Annotated in this window: 19 protein-coding genes; 11 read left to right on the top strand and 8 right to left on the bottom strand. The window is 72.9% G+C overall.

The annotated features are described in order from the left end of the window. The first annotated feature begins 179 nt into the window (after positions 1-179). The gene (locus AB0N04_RS10330) at positions 180-560 is read left to right on the top strand and encodes a CBS domain-containing protein (protein ID WP_360215641.1); all 381 of its coding nucleotides are present in this window, start codon (positions 180-182) and stop codon (positions 558-560) included. A gap of 157 nt (positions 561-717) precedes the next feature. Here the strand turns inward: AB0N04_RS10330 and htpG are convergent, their stop codons facing one another. Both htpG and AB0N04_RS10320 read right to left on the bottom strand, forming a co-directional pair. After that, positions 718-2,676 (bottom strand): molecular chaperone HtpG, encoded by a 1,959-nt coding sequence (htpG, locus tag AB0N04_RS10325; RefSeq protein ID WP_360215644.1) that lies wholly within the window; start codon positions 2,674-2,676, stop codon positions 718-720. A 199-nt stretch (positions 2,677-2,875) separates the two neighbouring features. Further along, the gene (locus AB0N04_RS10320) at positions 2,876-3,586 is read right to left on the bottom strand and encodes a type III effector protein (RefSeq protein WP_360215647.1); all 711 of its coding nucleotides are present in this window, start codon (positions 3,584-3,586) and stop codon (positions 2,876-2,878) included. A 299-nt stretch (positions 3,587-3,885) separates the two neighbouring features. On the opposite strand from AB0N04_RS10320, the gene AB0N04_RS10315 reads away from it, so the two are divergent. After that, positions 3,886-4,419, top strand: a complete 534-nt coding sequence (locus AB0N04_RS10315) for a DUF4383 domain-containing protein (RefSeq protein ID WP_360215650.1) — start codon at positions 3,886-3,888, stop codon at positions 4,417-4,419. 172 nt (positions 4,420-4,591) lie between these two features. Here AB0N04_RS10315 and AB0N04_RS10310 read toward each other — a convergent pair whose 3' ends face one another. Next, on the bottom strand, positions 4,592-6,568 hold the full coding sequence (locus tag AB0N04_RS10310; RefSeq protein ID WP_360215653.1) for a glycosyltransferase family 4 protein: 1,977 nt from the start codon (positions 6,566-6,568) through the stop codon (positions 4,592-4,594). Between the two features lie 310 nt (positions 6,569-6,878). Between AB0N04_RS10310 and AB0N04_RS10305 the strand changes: the two genes are divergently transcribed. The 5 genes from AB0N04_RS10305 to AB0N04_RS10285 all read left to right on the top strand — a co-directional run bounded on the left by AB0N04_RS10305 (position 6,879) and on the right by AB0N04_RS10285 (position 12,008). Further along, the gene (locus tag AB0N04_RS10305) at positions 6,879-8,225 is read left to right on the top strand and encodes a glycosyltransferase (RefSeq protein WP_360215656.1); all 1,347 of its coding nucleotides are present in this window, start codon (positions 6,879-6,881) and stop codon (positions 8,223-8,225) included. A 673-nt stretch (positions 8,226-8,898) separates the two neighbouring features. Beyond that, on the top strand, positions 8,899-9,600 hold the full coding sequence (locus AB0N04_RS10300) for a DUF4232 domain-containing protein (RefSeq protein ID WP_360215659.1): 702 nt from the start codon (positions 8,899-8,901) through the stop codon (positions 9,598-9,600). 215 nt (positions 9,601-9,815) lie between these two features. Next, the gene (locus tag AB0N04_RS10295) at positions 9,816-10,256 is read left to right on the top strand and encodes a VOC family protein (RefSeq protein WP_360215662.1); all 441 of its coding nucleotides are present in this window, start codon (positions 9,816-9,818) and stop codon (positions 10,254-10,256) included. A gap of 213 nt (positions 10,257-10,469) precedes the next feature. Continuing rightward, entirely contained in the window at positions 10,470-11,375 is a 906-nt protein-coding gene (locus AB0N04_RS10290) for a ribosome-inactivating family protein (protein ID WP_360215665.1), read from the top strand. A gap of 216 nt (positions 11,376-11,591) precedes the next feature. Next, positions 11,592-12,008 (top strand): hypothetical protein, encoded by a 417-nt coding sequence (locus AB0N04_RS10285; protein ID WP_360215668.1) that lies wholly within the window; start codon positions 11,592-11,594, stop codon positions 12,006-12,008. A gap of 75 nt (positions 12,009-12,083) precedes the next feature. Here AB0N04_RS10285 and AB0N04_RS10280 read toward each other — a convergent pair whose 3' ends face one another. Continuing rightward, complete coding sequence (locus tag AB0N04_RS10280) at positions 12,084-12,476, bottom strand: MerR family transcriptional regulator (protein ID WP_360215671.1); 393 nt, start codon at positions 12,474-12,476, stop codon at positions 12,084-12,086. Between the two features lie 60 nt (positions 12,477-12,536). Here AB0N04_RS10280 and AB0N04_RS10275 point away from each other — a divergent pair, with 60 nt between their 5' ends. From AB0N04_RS10275 to AB0N04_RS10265, 3 genes are all read left to right on the top strand, one after another. Further along, positions 12,537-13,946: an MFS transporter gene (locus AB0N04_RS10275; protein WP_360215674.1), complete on the top strand. Its 1,410-nt coding sequence runs from the start codon at positions 12,537-12,539 to the stop codon at positions 13,944-13,946. A gap of 209 nt (positions 13,947-14,155) precedes the next feature. Next, positions 14,156-14,560, top strand: coding sequence for a hypothetical protein (locus tag AB0N04_RS10270; RefSeq protein WP_360215677.1), 405 nt, complete (start codon positions 14,156-14,158; stop codon positions 14,558-14,560). A gap of 139 nt (positions 14,561-14,699) precedes the next feature. Beyond that, positions 14,700-15,059 carry a hypothetical protein gene (locus AB0N04_RS10265; protein WP_360215680.1) on the top strand — a complete coding sequence of 120 codons (360 nt, stop codon included), beginning with the start codon at positions 14,700-14,702 and terminating at the stop codon, positions 15,057-15,059. 121 nt (positions 15,060-15,180) lie between these two features. Here the strand turns inward: AB0N04_RS10265 and AB0N04_RS10260 are convergent, their stop codons facing one another. Continuing rightward, on the bottom strand, positions 15,181-15,810 hold the full coding sequence (locus AB0N04_RS10260; protein ID WP_360215683.1) for a TetR/AcrR family transcriptional regulator C-terminal domain-containing protein: 630 nt from the start codon (positions 15,808-15,810) through the stop codon (positions 15,181-15,183). A gap of 18 nt (positions 15,811-15,828) precedes the next feature. Continuing rightward, on the bottom strand, positions 15,829-16,305 hold the full coding sequence (locus AB0N04_RS10255; RefSeq protein ID WP_360215686.1) for a hypothetical protein: 477 nt from the start codon (positions 16,303-16,305) through the stop codon (positions 15,829-15,831). Positions 16,306-16,452: 147 nt separating this feature from the next. Between AB0N04_RS10255 and AB0N04_RS10250 the strand changes: the two genes are divergently transcribed. Next, the gene (locus AB0N04_RS10250) at positions 16,453-17,019 is read left to right on the top strand and encodes an isochorismatase family protein (protein ID WP_360215689.1); all 567 of its coding nucleotides are present in this window, start codon (positions 16,453-16,455) and stop codon (positions 17,017-17,019) included. An 80-nt stretch (positions 17,020-17,099) separates the two neighbouring features. Here AB0N04_RS10250 and AB0N04_RS10245 read toward each other — a convergent pair whose 3' ends face one another. Then, on the bottom strand, positions 17,100-18,008 hold the full coding sequence (locus AB0N04_RS10245; RefSeq protein ID WP_360215692.1) for an SDR family NAD(P)-dependent oxidoreductase: 909 nt from the start codon (positions 18,006-18,008) through the stop codon (positions 17,100-17,102). A gap of 57 nt (positions 18,009-18,065) precedes the next feature. After that, the gene (locus AB0N04_RS10240) at positions 18,066-19,277 is read right to left on the bottom strand and encodes a phosphodiester glycosidase family protein (RefSeq protein ID WP_360215695.1); all 1,212 of its coding nucleotides are present in this window, start codon (positions 19,275-19,277) and stop codon (positions 18,066-18,068) included. Positions 19,278-19,321: the final 44 nt, after the last annotated feature.

Genomic DNA, 19,321 nt, shown 5'->3' with positions numbered 1-19,321 from the left:
TTGTCTGACGATTCGCGTCGCATCAGCACGCGGCGGGAAGTGTCAGACAAGCCCTGGCGGACAGGCCCGGGCCGGACCGCTCCCGCGGTTCGGCCCCGGCGGACCAGGCGGCCGTCCCGCCGCCCGTACCCCGACCACCGCCGGCCCCGGCGAGAACGACACGACACCACGGAGCCCCCATGGCCCTCACCCTCCAACGCCCCGCGACCACCACCACGGTCCACGACCTCATGACCGACCCCGAGCTCCAGATCAGCGACGACGTCATGCTCGACATGGCGATCCACATCCTCGACGGCTCCGGCGCCGACCACCTCCTGGTGCGCGACGACGACGGCCGCTGCGCCGGGCTGCTGACCCGCCGGCACCTCGCCCCCTTCCAGGTCCGCACCCGGTCCACCGAGCGCACCCCGGTCCGTGGCATCACCTTCGACCGTGCCCCGTTCGCCACCGGCGACATGCTCGCCGCCACCGCGGCCTCCGCCATGCGCGCCCGCGGTCTGGCCGTGTGGCCGGTGGTCGACCCCGACGGCCACGCAATCGGCCTGCTGAGCTTCTAGACCGGCGGCCCGGGCGCGCCGGGACGACCGGGCGGCACGGGATCCTGGAATCGCGTGCCGCCCCGGCTGGTGTGCCGGTCGGCCCGGGCGGTCCCGGCCGAGTGACGCGGGTGCGGCCGGCCGGGCACTGCCGACGACGGGCCGCACCCGCGGACGGCTACAGGGTGCGGGCGAGGCGGTCGGTGAGCAGACGGGTGAAGCGGGCCGGGTCGGGCAGGTCGCCGCCTTCGGCGAGCAGGGCGCTGCCGTGGAGGAGTTCTGCGGTGTCCGCGAGCGCCGGGTCGTCGGGGTTCGCCTGGTGGGCCTGGTGCAGGGCGGTGACGAGCGGGTGGCCTGGGTTAAGTTCGAGGATGCGCTTGACCTGGGGGAGGTCCTGGCCCATGGCCCGGTACATCCTCTCCAGGGTCGGGGTGAGATCGTGGGCGTCGCCTACGAGGCACGCGGCCGAGGTGGTCAGGCGGGTGGAGAGGCGGACCTGCTTGACGTGGTCGGCCAGGGCGGTCCGGAGCCACGCGAGCAGAGCGGCGAAGTCCTGTTCGCGCTGGGCCTTCTGCGCCTTCGCCTCCTCGCCGCCGTCGCAGTCGGCTTCGTCGTCGAGGTCGACCTGACCCTTGGCGATGGACTGGAAGCGGTGGCCGTCGAAGGCGGGGATCTGGTCGGTCCACACCTCGTCGACGGGGTCGGTGAGGATGAGGACCTCGTAACCCTTGGCGGTGAAGGCCTCCATGTGCGGGGAGTTCTCCGCCATGGCGCGGTTCTCGCCGGTCAGGTAGTAGATCGCGTCCTGGCCGTCCTTCATCCGCGCGACGTACTCGCGCAGCGTGGTCGTCTTCTCCACGTCGTGGGTGGAGGCGGCCGAGACGAGTTCGAGGAGGGTGTCGGTGTTGTCGCGGTCCTCGAGCAGGCCTTCCTTGAGGACCCGGCCGAACTGCTCCCACACCTTCGTGTAGGTCTCGCTGTCCTTGGTCTGCATGGTCTTGATGGCGGCGAGGACCTTCTTGACCAGGCGCCGGCGTACCGCGGTGATCTGGCGGTCGTGCTGCAGGATCTCACGGGAGACGTTCAGCGACAGGTCGTGGGCGTCCACGACACCCTTGACGAAGCGCAGGTAGTTCGGCATCAGCGCGTCGCAGTCGTCCATGATGAACACGCGCTTGACGTACAGCTGCACCCCGCGCTTGGTGTCGCGGGAGAACAGGTCGAACGGGGCGTGGGCGGGGATGAACAGCAGCGCCTCGTACTCAAACGTGCCCTCGGCGCGCATGTGGATGGTCTCGGCCGGGTCCTGCCAGTCGTGGCTGATCTGCCGGTAGAACTCGTGGTACTCGCCCTCCGTCACCTCCGAGCGCGGGCGTGCCCACAGGGCCTTCATCGAGTTCAGCGTCTCCGGCTCCCCCGCGGCCTCGTCCCCGGAGGCGGACTCGGCAGCGCCCTCGGCCTCGCCCGTGGCGCCGACGGGCTCGGGGGCCATGCGGATGGGCCAGCGGATGAAGTCCGAGTACTGCTTGACGACCTGGCGGATCTTCCACGCCGCGAGGTAGTCGCCGAGACCGTCCTCGCCGTCCGCCGGCTTGAGGTGCAACGTGACCGAGGTTCCCACCGGCAGACCGTCCGCCGGCGCGATGGTGTAGGTGCCTTCTCCGTCGGACTCCCACACGGTGCCCTGATCGGTACCGGCTCGGCGGGTGTGGAGGGTGACCTTGTCGGCGACCATGAACGCCGAGTAGAAACCGACGCCGAACTGCCCGATCAGGTGCTGCGCGGCGTCCGCGTCCTTGGCCTCCTTGATCTTGGCCAGCAGGCTCGCGGTGCCGGACTTGGCGATGGTGCCGATCAGGTCGACGACGTCCTCGCGGGTCATGCCGATGCCGTTGTCCCGCACCGTCAGGGTGCGGGCCGCCGCGTCGACCTCCAGCGTGATGTGCAGGTCGGAGGTGTCGGCTTCGAGGTCGGTGTCGGTGAGGGATTCCAGGCGGAGCTTGTCCAGGGCGTCTGAGGCGTTGGAGATCAGCTCCCGCAGGAAGATGTCCTTGTTCGAGTAGATCGAGTGGATCACCAGCTGCAGCAGCTGGCGTGTCTCCGCCTGGAACTCCAGCGTCTCGGTCGGGCTGGCCACGGGAGGCGTCTCCTTCAGTCGAAAGGCTATCGGGCAGTGAGGGGTTCGAGTCTGGTTGTCGGGCCGTGCGGGCGTGCCGCGCGGCCGGCGGCGGGCATCTCCTCGGTGGCGGCGCCAGCGGGGCAGGGCCGCCGGCATCGGTGACGGTCCACCACCGTTGCCAGCCAGGGGACACGGGGGCCGCACGGCGTCGACTCGCTCAGGCCCCGACCTGGCCGGCGCCGTCACGCACCGGCCGGGGCGTGCGGCGGTGCCGACCGCTGTCGGCGCGCAGTCGGTCGGTGCGGACGGTGAGCTCATCGAGGCGGCCGGCGATGGCCGGGTGGGCCGCTTCCAGAAAGGGCCGGGTCGCAGCGAGCGGGGCGAGCAGGTGGACGGCGTCGTTGTCGCCGAGCGCGTCGAGCAGTCGTTCCATGACGGGCGCCGCCGAGGCGTTGAGGCCGTCCAGAGCGCCGATCTGTCCGGCGAGGCGGCGCAGGTCCGCCGCGTTGTCGCGGGCCCAGGTGGTCACCGCGCGGTCGGCGGCGCGCTGATCGCGTGCGGCCTGGACGCGCTGCTCCCCGGTGCTGCCGGCCTCGGTGCCGGCGTCGGCGTCGGGGCGCATGCGCAGGTAGCGGCGTTCGGCGGCCTGGCGGCTCTGGACGCCCATCGGTTCGGCGAGGTCGGCCCAGGTGGCGCCGGCGCCGCGGGCGGTCTCGATCAGACCGGTCTCCCAGCCGGCGAGTTCCTCGCGAAGATGGCGCAGCAGCAGGAGCGCGGACAGGGCCTGGGCCGGGTCCTGGTGGCCTGCGTCGTCCGGGGGCGCGTGGCGGGCGGTTCGGGCGGCGGCGTCCATCGCGCCCAGCGCGGCGGCGGCGGCCAGGAACGAGGCCGGCCCCACCCTGGCGGCGCCGACGTCCGGAGTGTCCATGTCGTCACTCTTTCGCTGACTTGATGTGTGTCATCGTCCGGATGACAGATTACAACATCCGGTGCCGCGCCACACCGGTGAGAACCACCCGGAAGGCTCGACCTGCCCGGCGCCCTGCCGGAGACCGGCGAGGCCGACCACCTGTGCCGGGTCCCCAGAAGCGAGAACGCGCTGGGCAGGGGATCGAAGCGCAATCGATGCGGCACCGCTGCGACTACGCCCCTGGGCTCATCTGGCCGAGTCTGCAGAACGGGCCGCACGGTGCGCGCCCACCGGATCCTCCCGAGATGGAGCACACCATGAAACTGCACGATGAACTGCCGGTCGACCACCGACTGTCCCAGGTCTACCGCGTCGGGGCCGGTCTGTGTGGTGCGGCCCTCCTCGTGTTCGGCTGCCTCGGATTCGCGGACGGGCTGTCCTTCTTCAGCACCTCCGGGGAGACCGTCGCGGGCTTGTCCAGCAACGGTCTGCTCAGCCTCGTGTCGGTGGTGACGGCCGTCGTACTCGTCGGCGGTGCGGCCGTCGGCGGGAACACTGCTTCCACGATCAACATCACCGTGGGCGCGCTGTTCGTCCTCAGCGGCTTCGTCAACCTGGCACTGCTGGACTCGTCGGCCAACGTCCTGGCCTTCCGCATCCAGAACGTGCTGTTCAGCTTCGCGATGGGACTGGTGATCGCCACCTTCGGCATGTACGGGCGGGTGAGCGGCAGGCTGCCGCTCGACAACCCCTACTGGCGCCACCGCCACGCGCGGTCGACTGCTCGCAACCGGCCTGCGGGGGTACCCGGCGTGGTGGCGCGCTCCGGCCTTCCCGGGCGGCCGGCGTGAGCGGACCGCTCCCGCACCCGGGTGTTCGCCGATCAGCCCGGGCCGCGCTTCCCCGCCCCGGGGAAGGGCGGCCCGGGTTCGGACGCCCGGTGCTACTGATCGAGGCCCGCCCGGTGCTGCGCGCCGGCGGGTCGTGGAGCCGCCGCCGTACGCCGCCTCCCTCGGCGGGATCTCACCCATCGCCTTCCCGACCTGCACCGGCCGGGTCCGTGCGGCACGTGGCCCGGTAGGCGTCCGCGAGGGATGCCGCCACGGCGTCGATACCGAACCGCTCCCGCACCGTCGCAGCCCCGGCTGCCGCCATGGCCGCGAGCTCGGCCGTCGAGGTGAGGACGAACGAGCGCAGGCCCTCGGCAAGCGCGTCCGCCGATTCAGTGGCCAGCAGCCGCCCGTTGACTCCGTCGTGCAGATAGTGGGAGGCCCCGCCGCGCCGGGGGGCGGCCACGGGCAGACCGGCTTCCATGGCCTCGAGCACGGCAAGGCCGAACTCCTCCTTCGCGCTGGGGCACACGTAGAGCGCCGATCCCGGTCCGCGCCGTGCCAACGCCTTCTCCAGGAGACGGACACGCCGGTTGGGCAGGGCGGGCCACAGTGCCGCCCGGCTTCGTGCGACCGGGTCCGCGGCCAGGAGTTCGGTGACCCTGGTGCTGACCGCCGTTTCGATGGTGGTCGGGTCGGTAGGCGACCCACCGACCAGCAACAGGGTCGTGCGGTGGTGCAGGCCGGCGAGCAGCCAGGCCTGCACCAGCCGCTCCTGCTGTTTGACGGGGTGAAGCCGCCCCACGCAGAGCAGGAGGGGGAGCTCACGATCGGTGGCGTCCAGGCCGCCGCCGTTGCCACCGCCGCGGAACAGGCGTGCGAGCATGCTGTGTCCGGTCGCGGCGTCGTCAGGAGCGGGCCTGAACGGCGCAATGCCCTCGGGCTGGACATGGACCGACCTTCCGTCCAACTGCGGGAAGTGTTCCGATAGTTCCTTCACTCCGTTCCGCCCGGGCATGGCGACCAGCAGGTCGGCGCGGTCCACGAGGCGGTCGGCGACGAAGATCCGGTGCATGTCCAGGCGCAGCGTGCGGCCTGCATCAGTGGTCTGCTCAGGGGCCAGGCCGGCGTGCCGTTCGTCCATCGTCCGGTGCGGATCGGGGGTGACCGTGAAGGCGAGCTTGGCGCCGTAGCGGCGTGTGGCCTGGGCGATGGCGAGGGAGGCGTCGTCGGCGAACCTGACGTGAGTGATGTCCGGTCGGGCGCCCGGGAGTTCGAAGACTCGGGTCGTCCACCATGCCAGTGCGGGCTGATGTGCGGCTGCGTTCTGCGGATCGAGTGCCTCCGGTGAGTCCACGGGCAGTCGCACAAGCAGGTGCGCCGCGCTCAAGCGGCTCACCTGCTCCGAGCATTGGGCTTCCGAGGGCTGGGCGGCCGTCAGGGTGAGGACCCGTGCCGCGCGCGCGTGGGTCGTCAGGGCTTCGCCCAGAGCGGTCAGCAGCACGCTCATGCCACCGCTGAGTCCGGCACCGGGTTCCTCCAGGCGGCCCAGCAGCATCGACTGCGCGACGACCGGATAGGCCGTGAAGGGCTTCGTCAGCGAGTCGAACGCCGCCCTGAACCGCTGTCCCGCCGACGACCCGGGGCGGGCCCGCTCGTGGCATGCGGCGAGGAGCAGTTGCTCGTAGGCGTCCAGGCCGATGTCCGAACCCGGCAGCACGAGGCCCCCGTCCGGCACTCCCGAAAGGTAGCGCCAGAGCGCATGCCTCTGGAGCCGTCCGGTGGGCTGCAGTCCGGCGGCCTCCCTCGCGGAGAGGGGGCGGAGGCTGTTCGCGTCCGCCACATCGAGCAGGAAGGCGGTTCCGGCGGGACCGGGAGTCGCGAGCAGCCGTCGGCGGATCTCGGCGCTGGCGCTGAGGCCGTCGTCGGGATCGCAGCTGCGTTCCCATGCCTCGGCGAGAGCGGTCCGTTCCCACGGTTCCAGGTCCGGGATTGCGCCTGCGGCGGCCAGCACCCTGGTCGGCATCGCGCGCTCGCGCCTGGCCAATCGCCTGAGCCGTGCCGCACGGCGGTCCGAGTGGGACAGGAGTGAGTCCGGACGGGCCCGGGTTCCCCCGTACTCGGCCCGCGCCAGGCGTCCGAGCAGATCACCACCGGTGACGGCGCCCACGCCCTGGGTCCAGTGGAACCGCCGCCAGGCGGCGAGAGCCCCGGCGCCCGCGGCACCGGGCCGTCGCGCTGCGGCGGCCGGACCAGGCGTGACTTGGTGTGTCATCGGTCTTCCTCCCATACCTCCGAACGGTCACCGGCACGTTCGGAGGCAGGTAGTGGAACGGATTGGACACGGTGCGTCGGGTCCCGGCACCACGGCATCCGCCCTGCGCCGCACGGCCCGGCCGCGTCGTCCATCCGTGGCTCTCAGGGGATTCCTGGCATCATCGGAAGCCGCACGCGATCCGAAGCCCTTGACGGAGGACACCATGGCCCGCGTCGCCGTGATCAGCCCGCCTTTCCACTCCCATGCTCGGCCGCTCGCCGCGCTCGGTGCCTCACTGGCCCACCACGGCGCACGCGTCGACTTCGCCTGCACCCGTGCCTTCGACGACCTCGCCACCCGGAGCGGGCTCGGTTTCACCGAACTCTCCGTAACCCGAAACGCCAACCACGGCATCGCCGAATCCACCCGCCAGGACGACGCCGAGGCCCAGCGCCTTCGCGAATTCCTGGACGCGACGTTCGACGGGCCGACGGCAACCCTCCTCACCCAGGCGCGCCACCGCGGCGACGACATGCTCGCCGAACCCGAACGCGTCCTGCGCGACCTCGCGGCCCTTGACGCACAGCTGCGCCCGGACTGGTACCTCGTCGACCAGCTCTCCTACTCCGCGACCCTCGCCCTGCACTGCCTCGGCCTGCCCTACGCCACCTTCTGCCCCGGCCACCCCAGCTATCTGCCGGCCCCCGACGCCTACTTCGGGCTGCCGTACGCGTGGCCCGAAACGCTCCGGCCCGCTCCCGCCGATCTCGACCGACTGCGCGCCGCGGTCGCGGCCAACGACGCCGCCTTCACCGCCGTCTTCAAGGCGATCGCCCGCCTCCACGCTCCCGGCAGGCCCGAGCCCGACCGGGCCTTCACCCTGTGCTCACCGCACGCGGTCGTGTTCAACTACCCACGTCTGCCCTGGCTTCCCCCCGCCCCGCGAGGCCCCAAGGCCTTGTACGCCGGCCACCTGCTGCCGCACCGCGGCACCGCGGTGCCGGACGCGCCGTGGCGGGCCGTGCTAGCGCGCATGACCGCAGACGGGCGCCCCGTGGTGCTGGTGGCGCTGGGCACCTTCCTGTCCGCCCGCCACGACGTCCTGGCGACCGTCACGGCAGGAATCCTCCGCCACACCTCGGCCTCCGTCATCGTCGCCGCCGGCAACCGTGTCGCCGATGTCACGGGCCACGCGTTGCTGCACGACGCCCCGCCCGAACGGCTGCACGTGGCCCCGGTCATCCCGCAGCAGGAACTGCTCTCCCATGCCGCCGCCATGGTCCACCACGGAGGCAACAACTCCTTCACCGAATCCGTGCACGCCGGCGTCCCCGCACTCGTCCTGCCCTTCTCCAGCGATCAGTTCGCCATCGCCCACGACGCCGAGCGCGCCGACCTCGGCCGCTGCCTCGACCCCAACACGCTCACCCCGGAATCCGCCGGATCCGCAGTCGCGGACCTCCTCGCCGGAGGCGTCAGCGGGGCCGCCGAACTCAGCAAGCGCATCCGCGCCCGTGGCCCCGACTGGACCGCAGCCGCGCTCCTGACACACATGCCCGCAAGCCGCTGAACACACGGCTCGGGCACCGCGGGCGAGCGAAACGCTGCGAGTGGCGACCGGCTGCAGCCGACGGACGCTGGAACTGCACCGACGGGTCGAAGGAGCCACCACCGTGAACGGACCCGGCTGCGGGCGGGCCGGCTGCGCCCGCGGCAGCTGTCTGGGCGATCGTGCTCGCGCTCGTCCTCCGCCGGCTCGCCTCGCGCACCGTTCCTGCGGGCGGGTTCGGGCGCCTCGCGGACGCGGTGACGCTCCCGATCCCCCGGGTGCCGGCGGGAGCATGACCAACAGGGGTGCGCGCGATGGTCGCCGGGCCGCTCGCCGCGCACCGTGAAGGCCCTGGATCGGCCGGCCACGCGGGTCGGCCCCGGTACCTGCTGCCGTGGTCGCGACGTCATCGCGGGCCCAGGTCAACGGCGTCCACGTCACGGATCCGTCCCGGCGGGCGGCCGCGACGTGGGAGGTGTGCGGAGGCGTCCTGAAACAGCGTCAGGGCAGGTCAGCGGTGGTTTGCGGGACGGCGTGGCGGGTGGCGGCGCGGGTGGTTCCCGGCCGTACATGTCACAGCACTGTCCTGGCCGCGGCCCGGGCGGAACGGTTCGCCCGGCGGAACGGTCCCGATCTTCGGAAACCCGCTCACACCGAGCACCGAGCACCGCCCGCCCCACCTGGAGGAAACACCGTGCGCGTCCACAAGCTCGCCTTCGCCACCCTGGCCGTCACCGCCGCCCTCTCGCTCACCGCCTGCCAGAACGACGAGCCGGGCACCGCCCAGGGCGCCCCGACCACCGCCCCGGCCGCGACCACCGGTGCCGCCCCCGGCGGCGCTCCGGCCCCCAACGGCCCGGCCTCCAACGCTCCGGCCCCCAACGGCCCTGCCTCCAACGCCCCTGCGCCGAGCGGACCGGGAAAGACCGCCACGCCGCCCGCCGCCGCACCGGCCGGCTCCACCGCGGCCGGGGGTCCCGCCAAGTGCCGGACCGCGGACCTGACCCTCACCGCCACGGACCACACCATCACCGGCGACCCCGCCAACACCGTCGTCGTCGAGCTGAAGAACCACAGCGGCAAGGACTGCACGCTCTCCGGATACGCGGGCGTCGACCTGAAGACCTCCGCCGGCACCCTGTCCGCGAAGCGCTCCGGCGAACCGGTCGTCGCGGGCACCGTGAAGAACGGCAAGTCGACCTACTTCGGCATCACCTACCCGGCCAACACCACGGGCGGCTCCGGCGTCCGGATCACCGGCCTGGTGGTGACCCCGCCGGACGAGACCCAGTCGGTCACCCTGCCCTGGCCCGGCGCCGGCTCGCTCCCCGTCACCGACACCGCCGGATCCCCGGTGAAGATCGGCCCGATGGGAAGCGCCGGCCAGGGCGAGTGACCACGGGCGAACGGCCCCACCCGAAGGCGCAGCGCCGTCCGGCGACAGCCCGCCACGGCAGCCCGCCACGGCAGCGCGACACGGCAGCGCGCGGCGCCACCGGGAGCAGGCGCCCGGACGGCGGCCGGGGCAGGATGTCGAGAACGCCCCACCGGCTCCGTCCCGGGGACATCGGTGGCCACCACCGGCTGCACGAGGGAGAAGGAGGAACCGGCATGGCGGTTCAGCGGATGGACAACGTCGGCATCGTCGTCGAGGACATGGACGCCGCCGTCGCGTTCTTCGTGGAACTCGGTCTGGAACTGGAGGGCAGGGGGGAGGTCGAGGGCCTCTTCGCCGACCAGTGCACCGGACTCGACGGCGTCCACTGCGAGATCGCGATGGTCCGGACCCCGGACGGCCACAGCCGGCTCGAGCTCGCGAAGTACCGCAGCCCCGCCGCGACCAGCCCCGGACCACGCAACCGGCCGCACAACGTCCTGGGCACCCACCGCGTCATGTTCGCCGTCGACGACATCGAGGACACCGTCGCCCGCCTGCGGCCGCACGGCGCCGAACTCGTCGGCGAGATCGCCCGGTTCGAGGACAGCTACCTGCTCTGCTACCTCCGCGGCCCCGAGGGCATCATCGTCGGCCTGGCCGAACAACTCCACTGAGCAGCCGCGACCGGCCCACCCGACCGCCGAGCGGGACGCCGACGGCCACGCCCGGGGTGCGTCCCGGACCGAAGGCCGTGCACGCACAGGTCAGACGGCATGCGCCACCAGGCATCAGCGCACGCGCGAACCCGCGCACGATGATCCGGCACACCGGAACACGCCCGGAGGGCGCCTCGGCGTTCCCCGGGACATCATCACCAAGGAACCGCGTTGAAGAAGAACACTGCCGCGCTGCTGTCACTCTCGGCGGCCACCGCTCTCCTGGTCTCCCTCGCGGGCACCGCGTCCGCGGCGCCCGCCCTCACCGGCACACCCGCCGCAGGGAGCCGGCCGCAGTCCGCCGCCCGCGCCGCAGCACTCCAGAGCTGGCCCATCATCGACTGGGACATCACCGACATCACCTCCGGCGCGGGCCAACACGCAGCCCGCTACTGGAACCTGATCGACGCGATCCACCGCAACACCTACGGCGACGCGACCGGCGCCGACAGCGGACTCGTCCAGCAGACCACCCGCAACGAGAACCGGCTGATCCAGATCCGCGTGATGAACGGCGGGGCCCACCTCGTCTCCGTCTACCTGTGGGCCGACAACCTCTACATCGCCGGCTTCTACTCCCCCGGCGCCAACCAGCACTGGGCCTTCCAGGACGGCCGCCAGCAGCAGTTCCAGACCGATCTCGGCATCACCGCACGCCTCATGCCGCGCACCGGCAACTACAACGGCATCACCGGCGGCAGCACCCGCGAGAACCTCTACCTGGGCGCCACGAACATCTTCGACGCGCTCTACGGACTCCACAACGTCGGCCAGTGGAGCGAGACGACCATCGACCGGGGCATGCTGATGGCGATCACCATCTTCTCGGAAGCCGCCCGGTTCGGCCCGATCTTCAACCGGGTCTACGGGAACATCAACGGCTGGACCAACTACCAGCTGAGCGTGGACTACCGGGACATGGAGAACCAGTGGGGCAGGCTCTCCCAGGCCGCCCACGCCTGGCGTCAGGGCCGCGCCGCCTCCGTGCGGCTGATCGGCAACAACGTCACGAGCTTCGACCAACTGCGGCGCGTGGTCGGCTTCGTCGAGCTCCACGGCTCGGAGGCACTCCTGTAGCAACGGCCGGCTCGCCGGGGCACCGGGGCCGCCCGGACGGCAGGCCGCTGCGCCGGTGGACGGGCGGCACCGGGAAGCAGTGGGGCGCGCCGGGCAGCGGCCATGGGCCGACCGGGTGACCTGCCCGTACCGCTCCCCCGCCCTCCTCGTTCAACCCCGGTATCCGCCGCGACCGACCCGGCGGTCCCACCCACGGGGAACACGAAGGAGGGCCGGATGCACCCGGTCACCACCAGGGCCTGCGCACTCGCCACCGCGGCCGCGGCCGTCCTGCTCGCGACCGCCGCCCCGGCCGGCGCGGCCACCGGGCGGCGCAGCAGCGACGCCTGCACCCACAACTGGTCCGGTCCGCAGGTCTGCATCGCCATCGACGGACACGACGACTGGGCGCGGCGCCTGACGGTCACCTGGACCAACCCGGGCGCCACCGCCAGGTCCACGGCACTGCTCCACGAGGGCGACCGGCAGGTCGAGGTCCACGAGCGGATGACCGGCACCGCCCGGGGCGGGAGGATCACCGCCGAGTGGACCGACATCGAGGTCGCCTGGGGCCGCCTGTGCGGGTCGTTCACCGACACCCCGAACGTGTGGGCCTGCGTCGACATCCACTCCGGCGGCGTCTACTCCCGCTGAACCCCTGCCCCGTTAGCCCCGGCGCTCCGCCCGTCCGAGTACCGCCCCGTGGAGGCGCAGCACCACGGCCCTGGGCTACAGCGCCTGGTCGGGGGCCGCCAGGAGTACGCACTGCTCGAAGTTCATGCAGCCGCACGCCATGCAGTCCGCGACCGCCCGGCGCAACGCCTGTGTCTGGCTGATGTGTTCGTCGAGCTCGGGGAGTTTGCGGGCGGCGAGTTCGCGCCACTGGCGGGTGACGCCGGGTGAGGTGTCGCCGTTCAACAGCTCGGCGATCTCGGCGAGGGTGAAGCCGGCCCGCTGCGCCATCCGGATCAGCGCGACGCGCCGGACCGTGCTGGTCGGCCAGACCCGCCGGCCCGCCTCGCGACGGGCGCCCGGCAGCAGTCCGCGCTCCTCCCAGTAGCGCAGCGCGGACGCCCGCACCTGTGCCGTCCGGGCCAGTTCGCCGATCCCCAGATACCTCACGCCGACGCTCCATCGAACCGGGTTGACTTCACGCGCGCTTGAAGCACGAGTGTGACGTGCATGTTCTCATCTCCGGGGCGCCTGCTGCCCGGCGCCTACCGCCCGTTGTTCGCCGTCCGCCCGTTCCGCCGGCTGTTGCCCGTGTTCGCACTGTCGGACCTGGGGGACGGCATGAGCACCGTCGCCGTCGCCTGGCTGGCGCTCTCACTCGCCCCGCCCGGTGGGCAGGGCACGCTGGTCGGGGTCAGCGTCGCCGCGTACACGCTGCCGGGTGCGCTCGGCGCGCTGGTGCTGGGCCGCTGGCTGCGGCGGCTGCCGGCGCAGCGGCTGCTGGTCGCCGACGCCGTCCTGCGGGCACTACTGCTGGGCGCGATCCCGATCGCGCACCTGGCCGGGGTGCTCGGCCCGACCGGCTACGTCGTGCTGCTCGGCGCCTCGTCGCTCTTCCACGCCTGGGGCAAGGCGGGCAAGTACGCGCTGTTCACCCCGCTGCTGGACGACGGCCTGCGGCTGGCAGCGAACAGCGTGCTGAGCACCAGTCTCTCGAGTGCGACCGTCCTCGGCCCCGCGCTGGCGGGCCTGCTGGCGGGCACGGTGTCACCGGCGTGGATCATCGGACTTGATGCCGCCACCTTCGCCGTGCTCGCGGTGCAGGCCGGCCGGATCGCCCTGCCGACGGTGCCGACCGGAGCCGGCAGGACGGCCGGGGCGAGCAGGACGGCCGGGACTCCCGGCACGGCCGGTGCCGGTGCCGCGCGGCAGGGGCTGGCGGTGCTGCGGCACCACCCCGAGCTGCTGGGACTGCTGGTGCTGACGTGGCTGTTCAACTTCGCCTACGGGCCGGTCGAGGTCGCGCTGCCGCTGTTCGTCGGGCACTCCCTGGACGACGGCGCGGGCCTGCTCGGTGCCTACTGGGCAGTGTTCGGCGCCGGAGCCGTCCTCGGGGCGCTCGGCGCGGGAGCGGCCAGGAGGCTGCCGCTGTGGCCGACCATGATCGCCATCGTCGCGGGGCACGGCGTCGGACTGTTGCCCTTCGCGGCCGCGCACACCGCCGTGCCGTCCCTGATCGGCTTCGCCGCCGCGGGGATCGTCTACGGGCCGTACTCGGCACTGTCCCTCGCGTTGCTGCAGGACAGGACGCCGAGCGGCTCGCTCACCACCGTGCTCGCCGCCCGCAGCGCGGTGCTCATCACGGCCTCGCCGCTGGGTGCCACGCTCGGCGGACTGCTCCTCGACCGGGTGTCCGCGCCGGTCGTGCTGTGCGGCTGCGGCGTCGCCATGATCCTCATAGCCGCCCTCGCCGCCACTTTCCGCGCCTTCCACCACTTCCGCCCAGTGCGGCGGACCCTGCACCCGTGTACAGGCGAACACCACCTGGCCATCCCCCTCGACGACCCTCCGAAGAGCCCCACGGACCCCGCGGACCCCGCGGAGCAGCACCGGAGCGGTATGCCCGCGCCCGGACGGTGAGATGCCCGCGAGCACGACCCGGGCGAGGGCCGCCGGGCCCGACCGGCGACCGGATGCCGGGACGGATGCAGTCATCCGGCTGATCCTCCACCCCTCCCCCGGGACCACGGTTCACCGTCGGATGACGGATGCCCGGCCCGCGGCTGCCGGGGACAGTGGAGACGTTCCGCGAGCAGACACACCATCACCACACCACCGGAGTCATCACCGTGAACAACCTGTCCGGCAAGCTCATCCAGACGGCCGGCGCCCTGGGCCTCGCCGTGGCCGCGCTGACCACCCTCTCGGTCTCCCCGGCGGCGGCGGGCACCGCCGCCACGGCCGGCTGCACCAAGGCCTTCCGGTTCGACAACGTCCAGGTCGAGGTGGACAACTGCTCCGACGGATGGGTGTGGATCAAGGTCGGTGACGGCACCTACTACAAGGGATCCGTCCGCGCCACCGACGAGTTCGGCTCCGAGAAGACCGAGCTGGCGGTGGACCAGGGCAAGGACGTCGCGACGAAGTACATCGGGAAGATCAAGAGCATCAAGATCTGTGGCACCAAGTACCTCGGCTGGGCCCCGCCCCGCCCGTTCTGGACCTACTGCAGCAACCAGATCAACGTCTACTGAGCAGCACCCCGGGCTGCCGGACCGCATGGTCCGGCAGCCCGGGACCCTCGGCGCAGCAGGCGCGGCGCAGCACCTTCCGCCCCCTCGTCGCCACGGCCCTTCCGGCACCACCAACACACCCAAGGACGGTGGTTCACGCATGTTCACCTCGAAGACGATGCTCCGCGGCGCGGCCGCAGCGGCGACCGCGGTCGCGGCCCTGATCGGCCTCGGCGCCGGACCGGCGCAGGCCGCCGGCTGGCCGCCGCTCCAGCCGGGCGCACACCTGTACACCGGCACCGGAGGGAGCGGGACGGCCACCACGGTCGACCTGGGTGACCTCGGCACCTGCCACACCCTGTCGGCGCCCGCCCGCTCGGTCCAGATCGCCGATGGCTCCGCCTCCGTGACGCTGTACCCGGGCCCGGGCTGCACGGGTGCGGTCCCGTGGGCCACCGGCTCGCTGGCCCAGTCCAACCTGCCCTGGGCGATGCTGAGTTACCGGGTGGTCCCGGCCTGACACAGGCCGCGGCGGCTTCGGACGTGCAGGCGGTCGGCCGCCAGGAGGCCGGCAGCCCGGCGGCGGCGAGCCGTTGCTCCGCCACCGCCGGGCGCGCCGCGGCGGCCTCCCGCTCCGGCGATCAGCGGTGCTCGAACCCGGTGACCATGGCCTGCAGGCCCGCGTCGAACCACCGCTGGTAGTAGTCGAGCTCGGCCTGGTCCTGCGCCGCTTCGGCCCCGTCGCCCTCACCCCCCTCGGCCCGCTCCCCCTCCGCGCCCGGGCGCGCTCCCACCTGCGCCAGGGCGTGGCCCAGCGTGTAGACGCCGACGGACTGGATGCGGATCAGCGCCTCGTCCTGCGCGACGCCGGCGGCGGTGAAGCGCTCGAGCAGCACGGCCAGGACCGGGACGGCCGTGTCCGGGTCGACCGGGTGGGTGGCCAGGAGGGGCACCGCGTTCGGGTGTTCCAGCAGCATGCGGCGGTAGGCGGCCGCGAATCCGGTCAGTGCCCCGCTCCAGGTCGGCCCGGCGTCCAGGTCGGCCAGCGCGGTGGCGAACAGGTGGTTGACCACCGCGGACAGGATGGCGTCACGGCCCGGGAGGTGGCGGTACAGCGACATCGCCGCCACCCCGAGGTGCGAGCCGATCCGCCGCATCGTCAGCGCGTCCAGCCCCTCGCGGTCGAGCACCTGGATCGCCGCGGCGGTGATCTGGTCCACGCTGATCTGCGCGGGGCGGCCTCCCCGGCCGGGTCGTGATGCCTGGTTCATGCCCTCAGCGTGACAGAGTCACCCGGCCAGGGTGACGGCGAGGGTGCTGGCCGTCATCGCCAGGGTGAGGACACCGACCACCATGTGCTGGACGTCGGGCACCACCGCGCGCCCCTGCGTGGGCAGGACCTTCAGCGTGCGGGCGTAGTCCCGGGCGTAGGAGTCCCGCTGCGCCGCCGTGCTGATCCCCGCGTAGGGCAGCCACCAGCTGGCCACGTGGCCGACGGTGACCAGCAGGCACAGCACCAGGGCCGCGATCCGCGAGGCCTGGTGGTCCAGCGCGATGCCGCCGGCGATGAGCAGCGGGATCGGGTAGTTGACGGCCGCGTCGCCGAGCCTCTCGCGGCGGTTGTCCCCTCTCAGGTCGTTGAGCGGGAACATCGGCACCCACTCGGTGAGCATCAGCCAGGCCAGCCAGACCAGCGGCATCGTGACGGCGATCGTGTGCATGGACATCCCCCTGCGGGTCGAGGCGTTCGCGTGCGGCTGCAGCATTTGAGTACAACGTAAGCTTACGTGGTAAGCATACATGCGGGAGATCGCACCCCACCGCCCCAGCAGCCCACCGGCCCCTCCGACGCCGGTGTCCGAAGATCGGGCTAGGGTGGTCGGGACCGCGATCCGACACGCCACGGGGGGACCATGACCACGCTCGCCAACCGGCCGAACAGCGCCGTGATCGTCATCGACATGCAGAACGGCGTCGTGGCGGAGGCCCACGACCGCGACCGGGTCATCGCCACCATCGCCGCCCTGGTCGACAAGGCGCGCACGGCCGGCGTGGACGTCGTCTGGGTCCAGCACAACAGCGACGAGCTGCCCCGGGGCAGCGAAGCCTGGCGGTACGTGCCCGGGCTCGTGCGGCGGGACACCGAGGCCCTGGTGCACAAGACGTACGGCGACTCCTTCGAGGAGACCGACCTGGAGTCCGTGCTCGCCGAGCGCGGCGTCGGCCGGCTCCTCGTCTCGGGGGCGCAGACCGACGCGTGCATCCGCTCGACGCTGCACGGCGCCATCGCCCGCGGCTACGACACCACGCTGGTCGCCGACGCCCACACCACCACCGACCTGAGCCGGTTCGGCGCCCCCTCCCCCGACCAGGTCATCGCCCACACCAACCTGTACTGGCAGTACCACACGGCCCCCGGCCGGACGGCGGGCACCGTCACCACCGCCGACGTCACCTTCACCAGCGCCTCCCCCGCCTGACGAGCGCCGGAGCCGGCCCCCGGCAACCCGGCGCGTCCCGCCTGGCTCCGGCGCCCGGACCGGCGTGCCGCCGCCCGACGTCACCCTCCACGGGCGGCGCGACGTCGGTCGACGGTGACGGAGAGCTTCGACGTCGGCCGGGCTTGCTCCCCCCTCCCCGGATCGGCGCGAGCTCGACGATCCGGCGGGGGATCGGAGAGCCGACACCCGGGCCCGGTGCCGCAGGCCGTCAGCTCGCGGCCTGCTCCGCGGGGAAGTCGGTGCTGAGAGTGACCTCCCGCCAGCCGTCGAAGGGGCCCTGAGCGCGTCGAGCTTGGCGGTGGCGATGTCGTAGGCGGCCTTGCCCAGCAGCAGGCGCAGCGGTGGCTGTTCGGCCGTGACCGCGTCGATGACCGCCCGGGCGGCACGGGCCGGATCCCCGGGCTGGTGACCGTGGGTGGCCAGGGTGCCGGCGCGCCGCGCGCCCGCGGTGGGGCGTAGTCGTCGATGGCGGTGGCGGACTGGCGCATCGACGGCCCGGACCGGTCGGTGCGGAACGCGGCGGGCTCGACGATCGTCACCTTGATGCCCAGGGGGGCGACTTCCGCGGCGAGCGCCTCGGAGAGGCCTTCCACGGCGAACTTGGTGGCGTGGTAGTAGCCGGTCGCGCCGAAGCCGACCAGGCCGCCGAGCGAGGAGATGTTCACGATGTGGCCGGCGCGGCGGGCGCGCATGCCCGGCAGGACGGCCCTGGTGGTGTCGACCACTCCGAAGACGTCGGTGTCGAACAGGGCGCGGACCTCCTCGTCCTCGCCCTCCTCGACGGCGGCGAGGTAGCCGTAGCCGGCGTTGTTGACCAGGACGTCGATCCGTCCGAAGGCGGCCTGCGCCCGGGCGACCGCCGTCGCGATCTGCCCGGGGGCGGTGACGTCCAGCGGCAGCGCGAGGGCGCGTTCGCCGTGCCCTCGGACCGCCTCGGCGACCTGGCGGGGATCCCGGACGGTGACCACACGGCCGGATGCCCTGGTCGGCGGTCCGGCAGTGCCCGTCGGACGGCCGGCCGGGTGTCAGCGGGAATAGAGCGCGATGCCGTTGGGGACGCGGCGTTCCTGTCCGTGGTCGAGGGAGTTGCGGACGTCGACCCGCCCGGTCGCGTGGTCGCGCGTGACGAGGGTGCTGGAGGCACCGCCGTCGAGGTAGACGCCCTCCTCGCAGGCCAAGGTCCCGAGCAGGTCGGCGAGTTCGGCGAGTGTGAGTCCGGTGGACGTCCCCTCCCGGCCGTCGGTGACCACCAGGTACAGCCGGCGGCCGCCGTCGGCGATGCCTGCGGCCGTCCGGGGTTGCACGGTGGCGGTGTCCAGGTCGGGCAGGAGGCGCCCGCCCCTGAGCAGCGGGTAGGCGCCCAGGGCGAAGACGAAGGGGACGCGACTGGTGGAGGCCAGCCGGTACTCCACCGTCACGGGGGTGCCCGGGGCGAGGGCCTTCAGTGCCCCGGCACCGGCCTCGCGTCCCAGCAGCACCTCCGATCCGGATGCGATCGGCCCCTCGCCCGGGGCCTCGGCCGTGGCGTCGACCCGACCATGACTGACCGTCAGTTCGAAGGTGTCGTGGGTGCAGGGCGCCGCGCGGTCGTGGTCGCGGCCGCACGCGGCACGGGCGCGTGGGGTGCTGCCCCACTGCGGGGTGAACACGCCGATGGAGCCTTCGGGGAGCGCGTACTGGTTGAGGCCGCCCAGCGGTACCGGGCCGGCGGGGGTTCGCAGGACCCCGTCGAGGGTCAGGCGTGCGGTGCGGGCCCGACCGTCCACGCCGACCCCGATCACCTCCTGGCCGGTGGCCCCCGACGGCAGGGCCCCACCGAACCGCTGGCCTTCGGGGACGGCCGCCTTCAGCGGTCGACCGTCGAGCACGGCCGCCCCCACCGCGGCTCCGGTGGCCGGGATGCCGGGGTGCTGCTCCTCGGTGATGTCGAAGAAGTCCCCGTTGACCGCGGCGACCGCCCCCTGACGCTCGGCCATCGAGGACACCGGAGCCCGGTCGGCCACCGCGCCGGGATACAGCAGCCCGACCCGTACCCGCGGGTCGTCCAGGTCCACGCTCAGCACGTGGACCCTGGTGGCGCCGTGCCCGGTGGCGAAGGAGAAGGCCCGGTAGTCGATCCCCGGGGCGACGTCCTCGACCACACCACCCGGCGACGGATCCGCGGCGCGCGCGGGACGGCCCGCCCCCACGGTCAGGACGAGCAGGACGACGGCGGCGACGGCACGGACCCGGTTCACGCCCCCACGGTCCCGTCCGGGCGTCCCGGGGCAGGGCAGGCACA

Origin of the sequence: Kitasatospora sp. NPDC051702, assembly GCF_040681575.1 — a bacterium.
Taxonomy (GTDB): domain Bacteria; phylum Actinomycetota; class Actinomycetes; order Streptomycetales; family Streptomycetaceae; genus Kitasatospora.
The sequence above is the reverse complement of the archived record's forward strand: the minus strand, read 5'-3'. Positions and strand labels throughout refer to the sequence as shown.

Excerpts from the sequence above, each read along its gene's own strand:
- AB0N04_RS10295 (WP_360215662.1), top strand. The coding sequence starts at position 9,816 with ATGGCGGTTCAGCGGATGGACAACGTCGGCATCGTCGTCGAGGACATG.
- AB0N04_RS10265 (WP_360215680.1), top strand. The coding sequence starts at position 14,700 with ATGTTCACCTCGAAGACGATGCTCCGCGGCGCGGCCGCAGCGGCGACC.
- AB0N04_RS10250 (WP_360215689.1), top strand. The coding sequence starts at position 16,453 with ATGACCACGCTCGCCAACCGGCCGAACAGCGCCGTGATCGTCATCGAC.
- AB0N04_RS10255 (WP_360215686.1), bottom strand. The coding sequence starts at position 16,305 with ATGCTGCAGCCGCACGCGAACGCCTCGACCCGCAGGGGGATGTCCATG.
- AB0N04_RS10285 (WP_360215668.1), top strand. The coding sequence starts at position 11,592 with ATGCACCCGGTCACCACCAGGGCCTGCGCACTCGCCACCGCGGCCGCG.
- AB0N04_RS10315 (WP_360215650.1), top strand. The coding sequence starts at position 3,886 with ATGAAACTGCACGATGAACTGCCGGTCGACCACCGACTGTCCCAGGTC.
- AB0N04_RS10275 (WP_360215674.1), top strand. The coding sequence starts at position 12,537 with ATGTTCTCATCTCCGGGGCGCCTGCTGCCCGGCGCCTACCGCCCGTTG.
- AB0N04_RS10320 (WP_360215647.1), bottom strand. The coding sequence starts at position 3,586 with ATGGACACTCCGGACGTCGGCGCCGCCAGGGTGGGGCCGGCCTCGTTC.
- AB0N04_RS10330 (WP_360215641.1), top strand. The coding sequence starts at position 180 with ATGGCCCTCACCCTCCAACGCCCCGCGACCACCACCACGGTCCACGAC.
- AB0N04_RS10305 (WP_360215656.1), top strand. The coding sequence starts at position 6,879 with ATGGCCCGCGTCGCCGTGATCAGCCCGCCTTTCCACTCCCATGCTCGG.
- AB0N04_RS10260 (WP_360215683.1), bottom strand. The coding sequence starts at position 15,810 with ATGAACCAGGCATCACGACCCGGCCGGGGAGGCCGCCCCGCGCAGATC.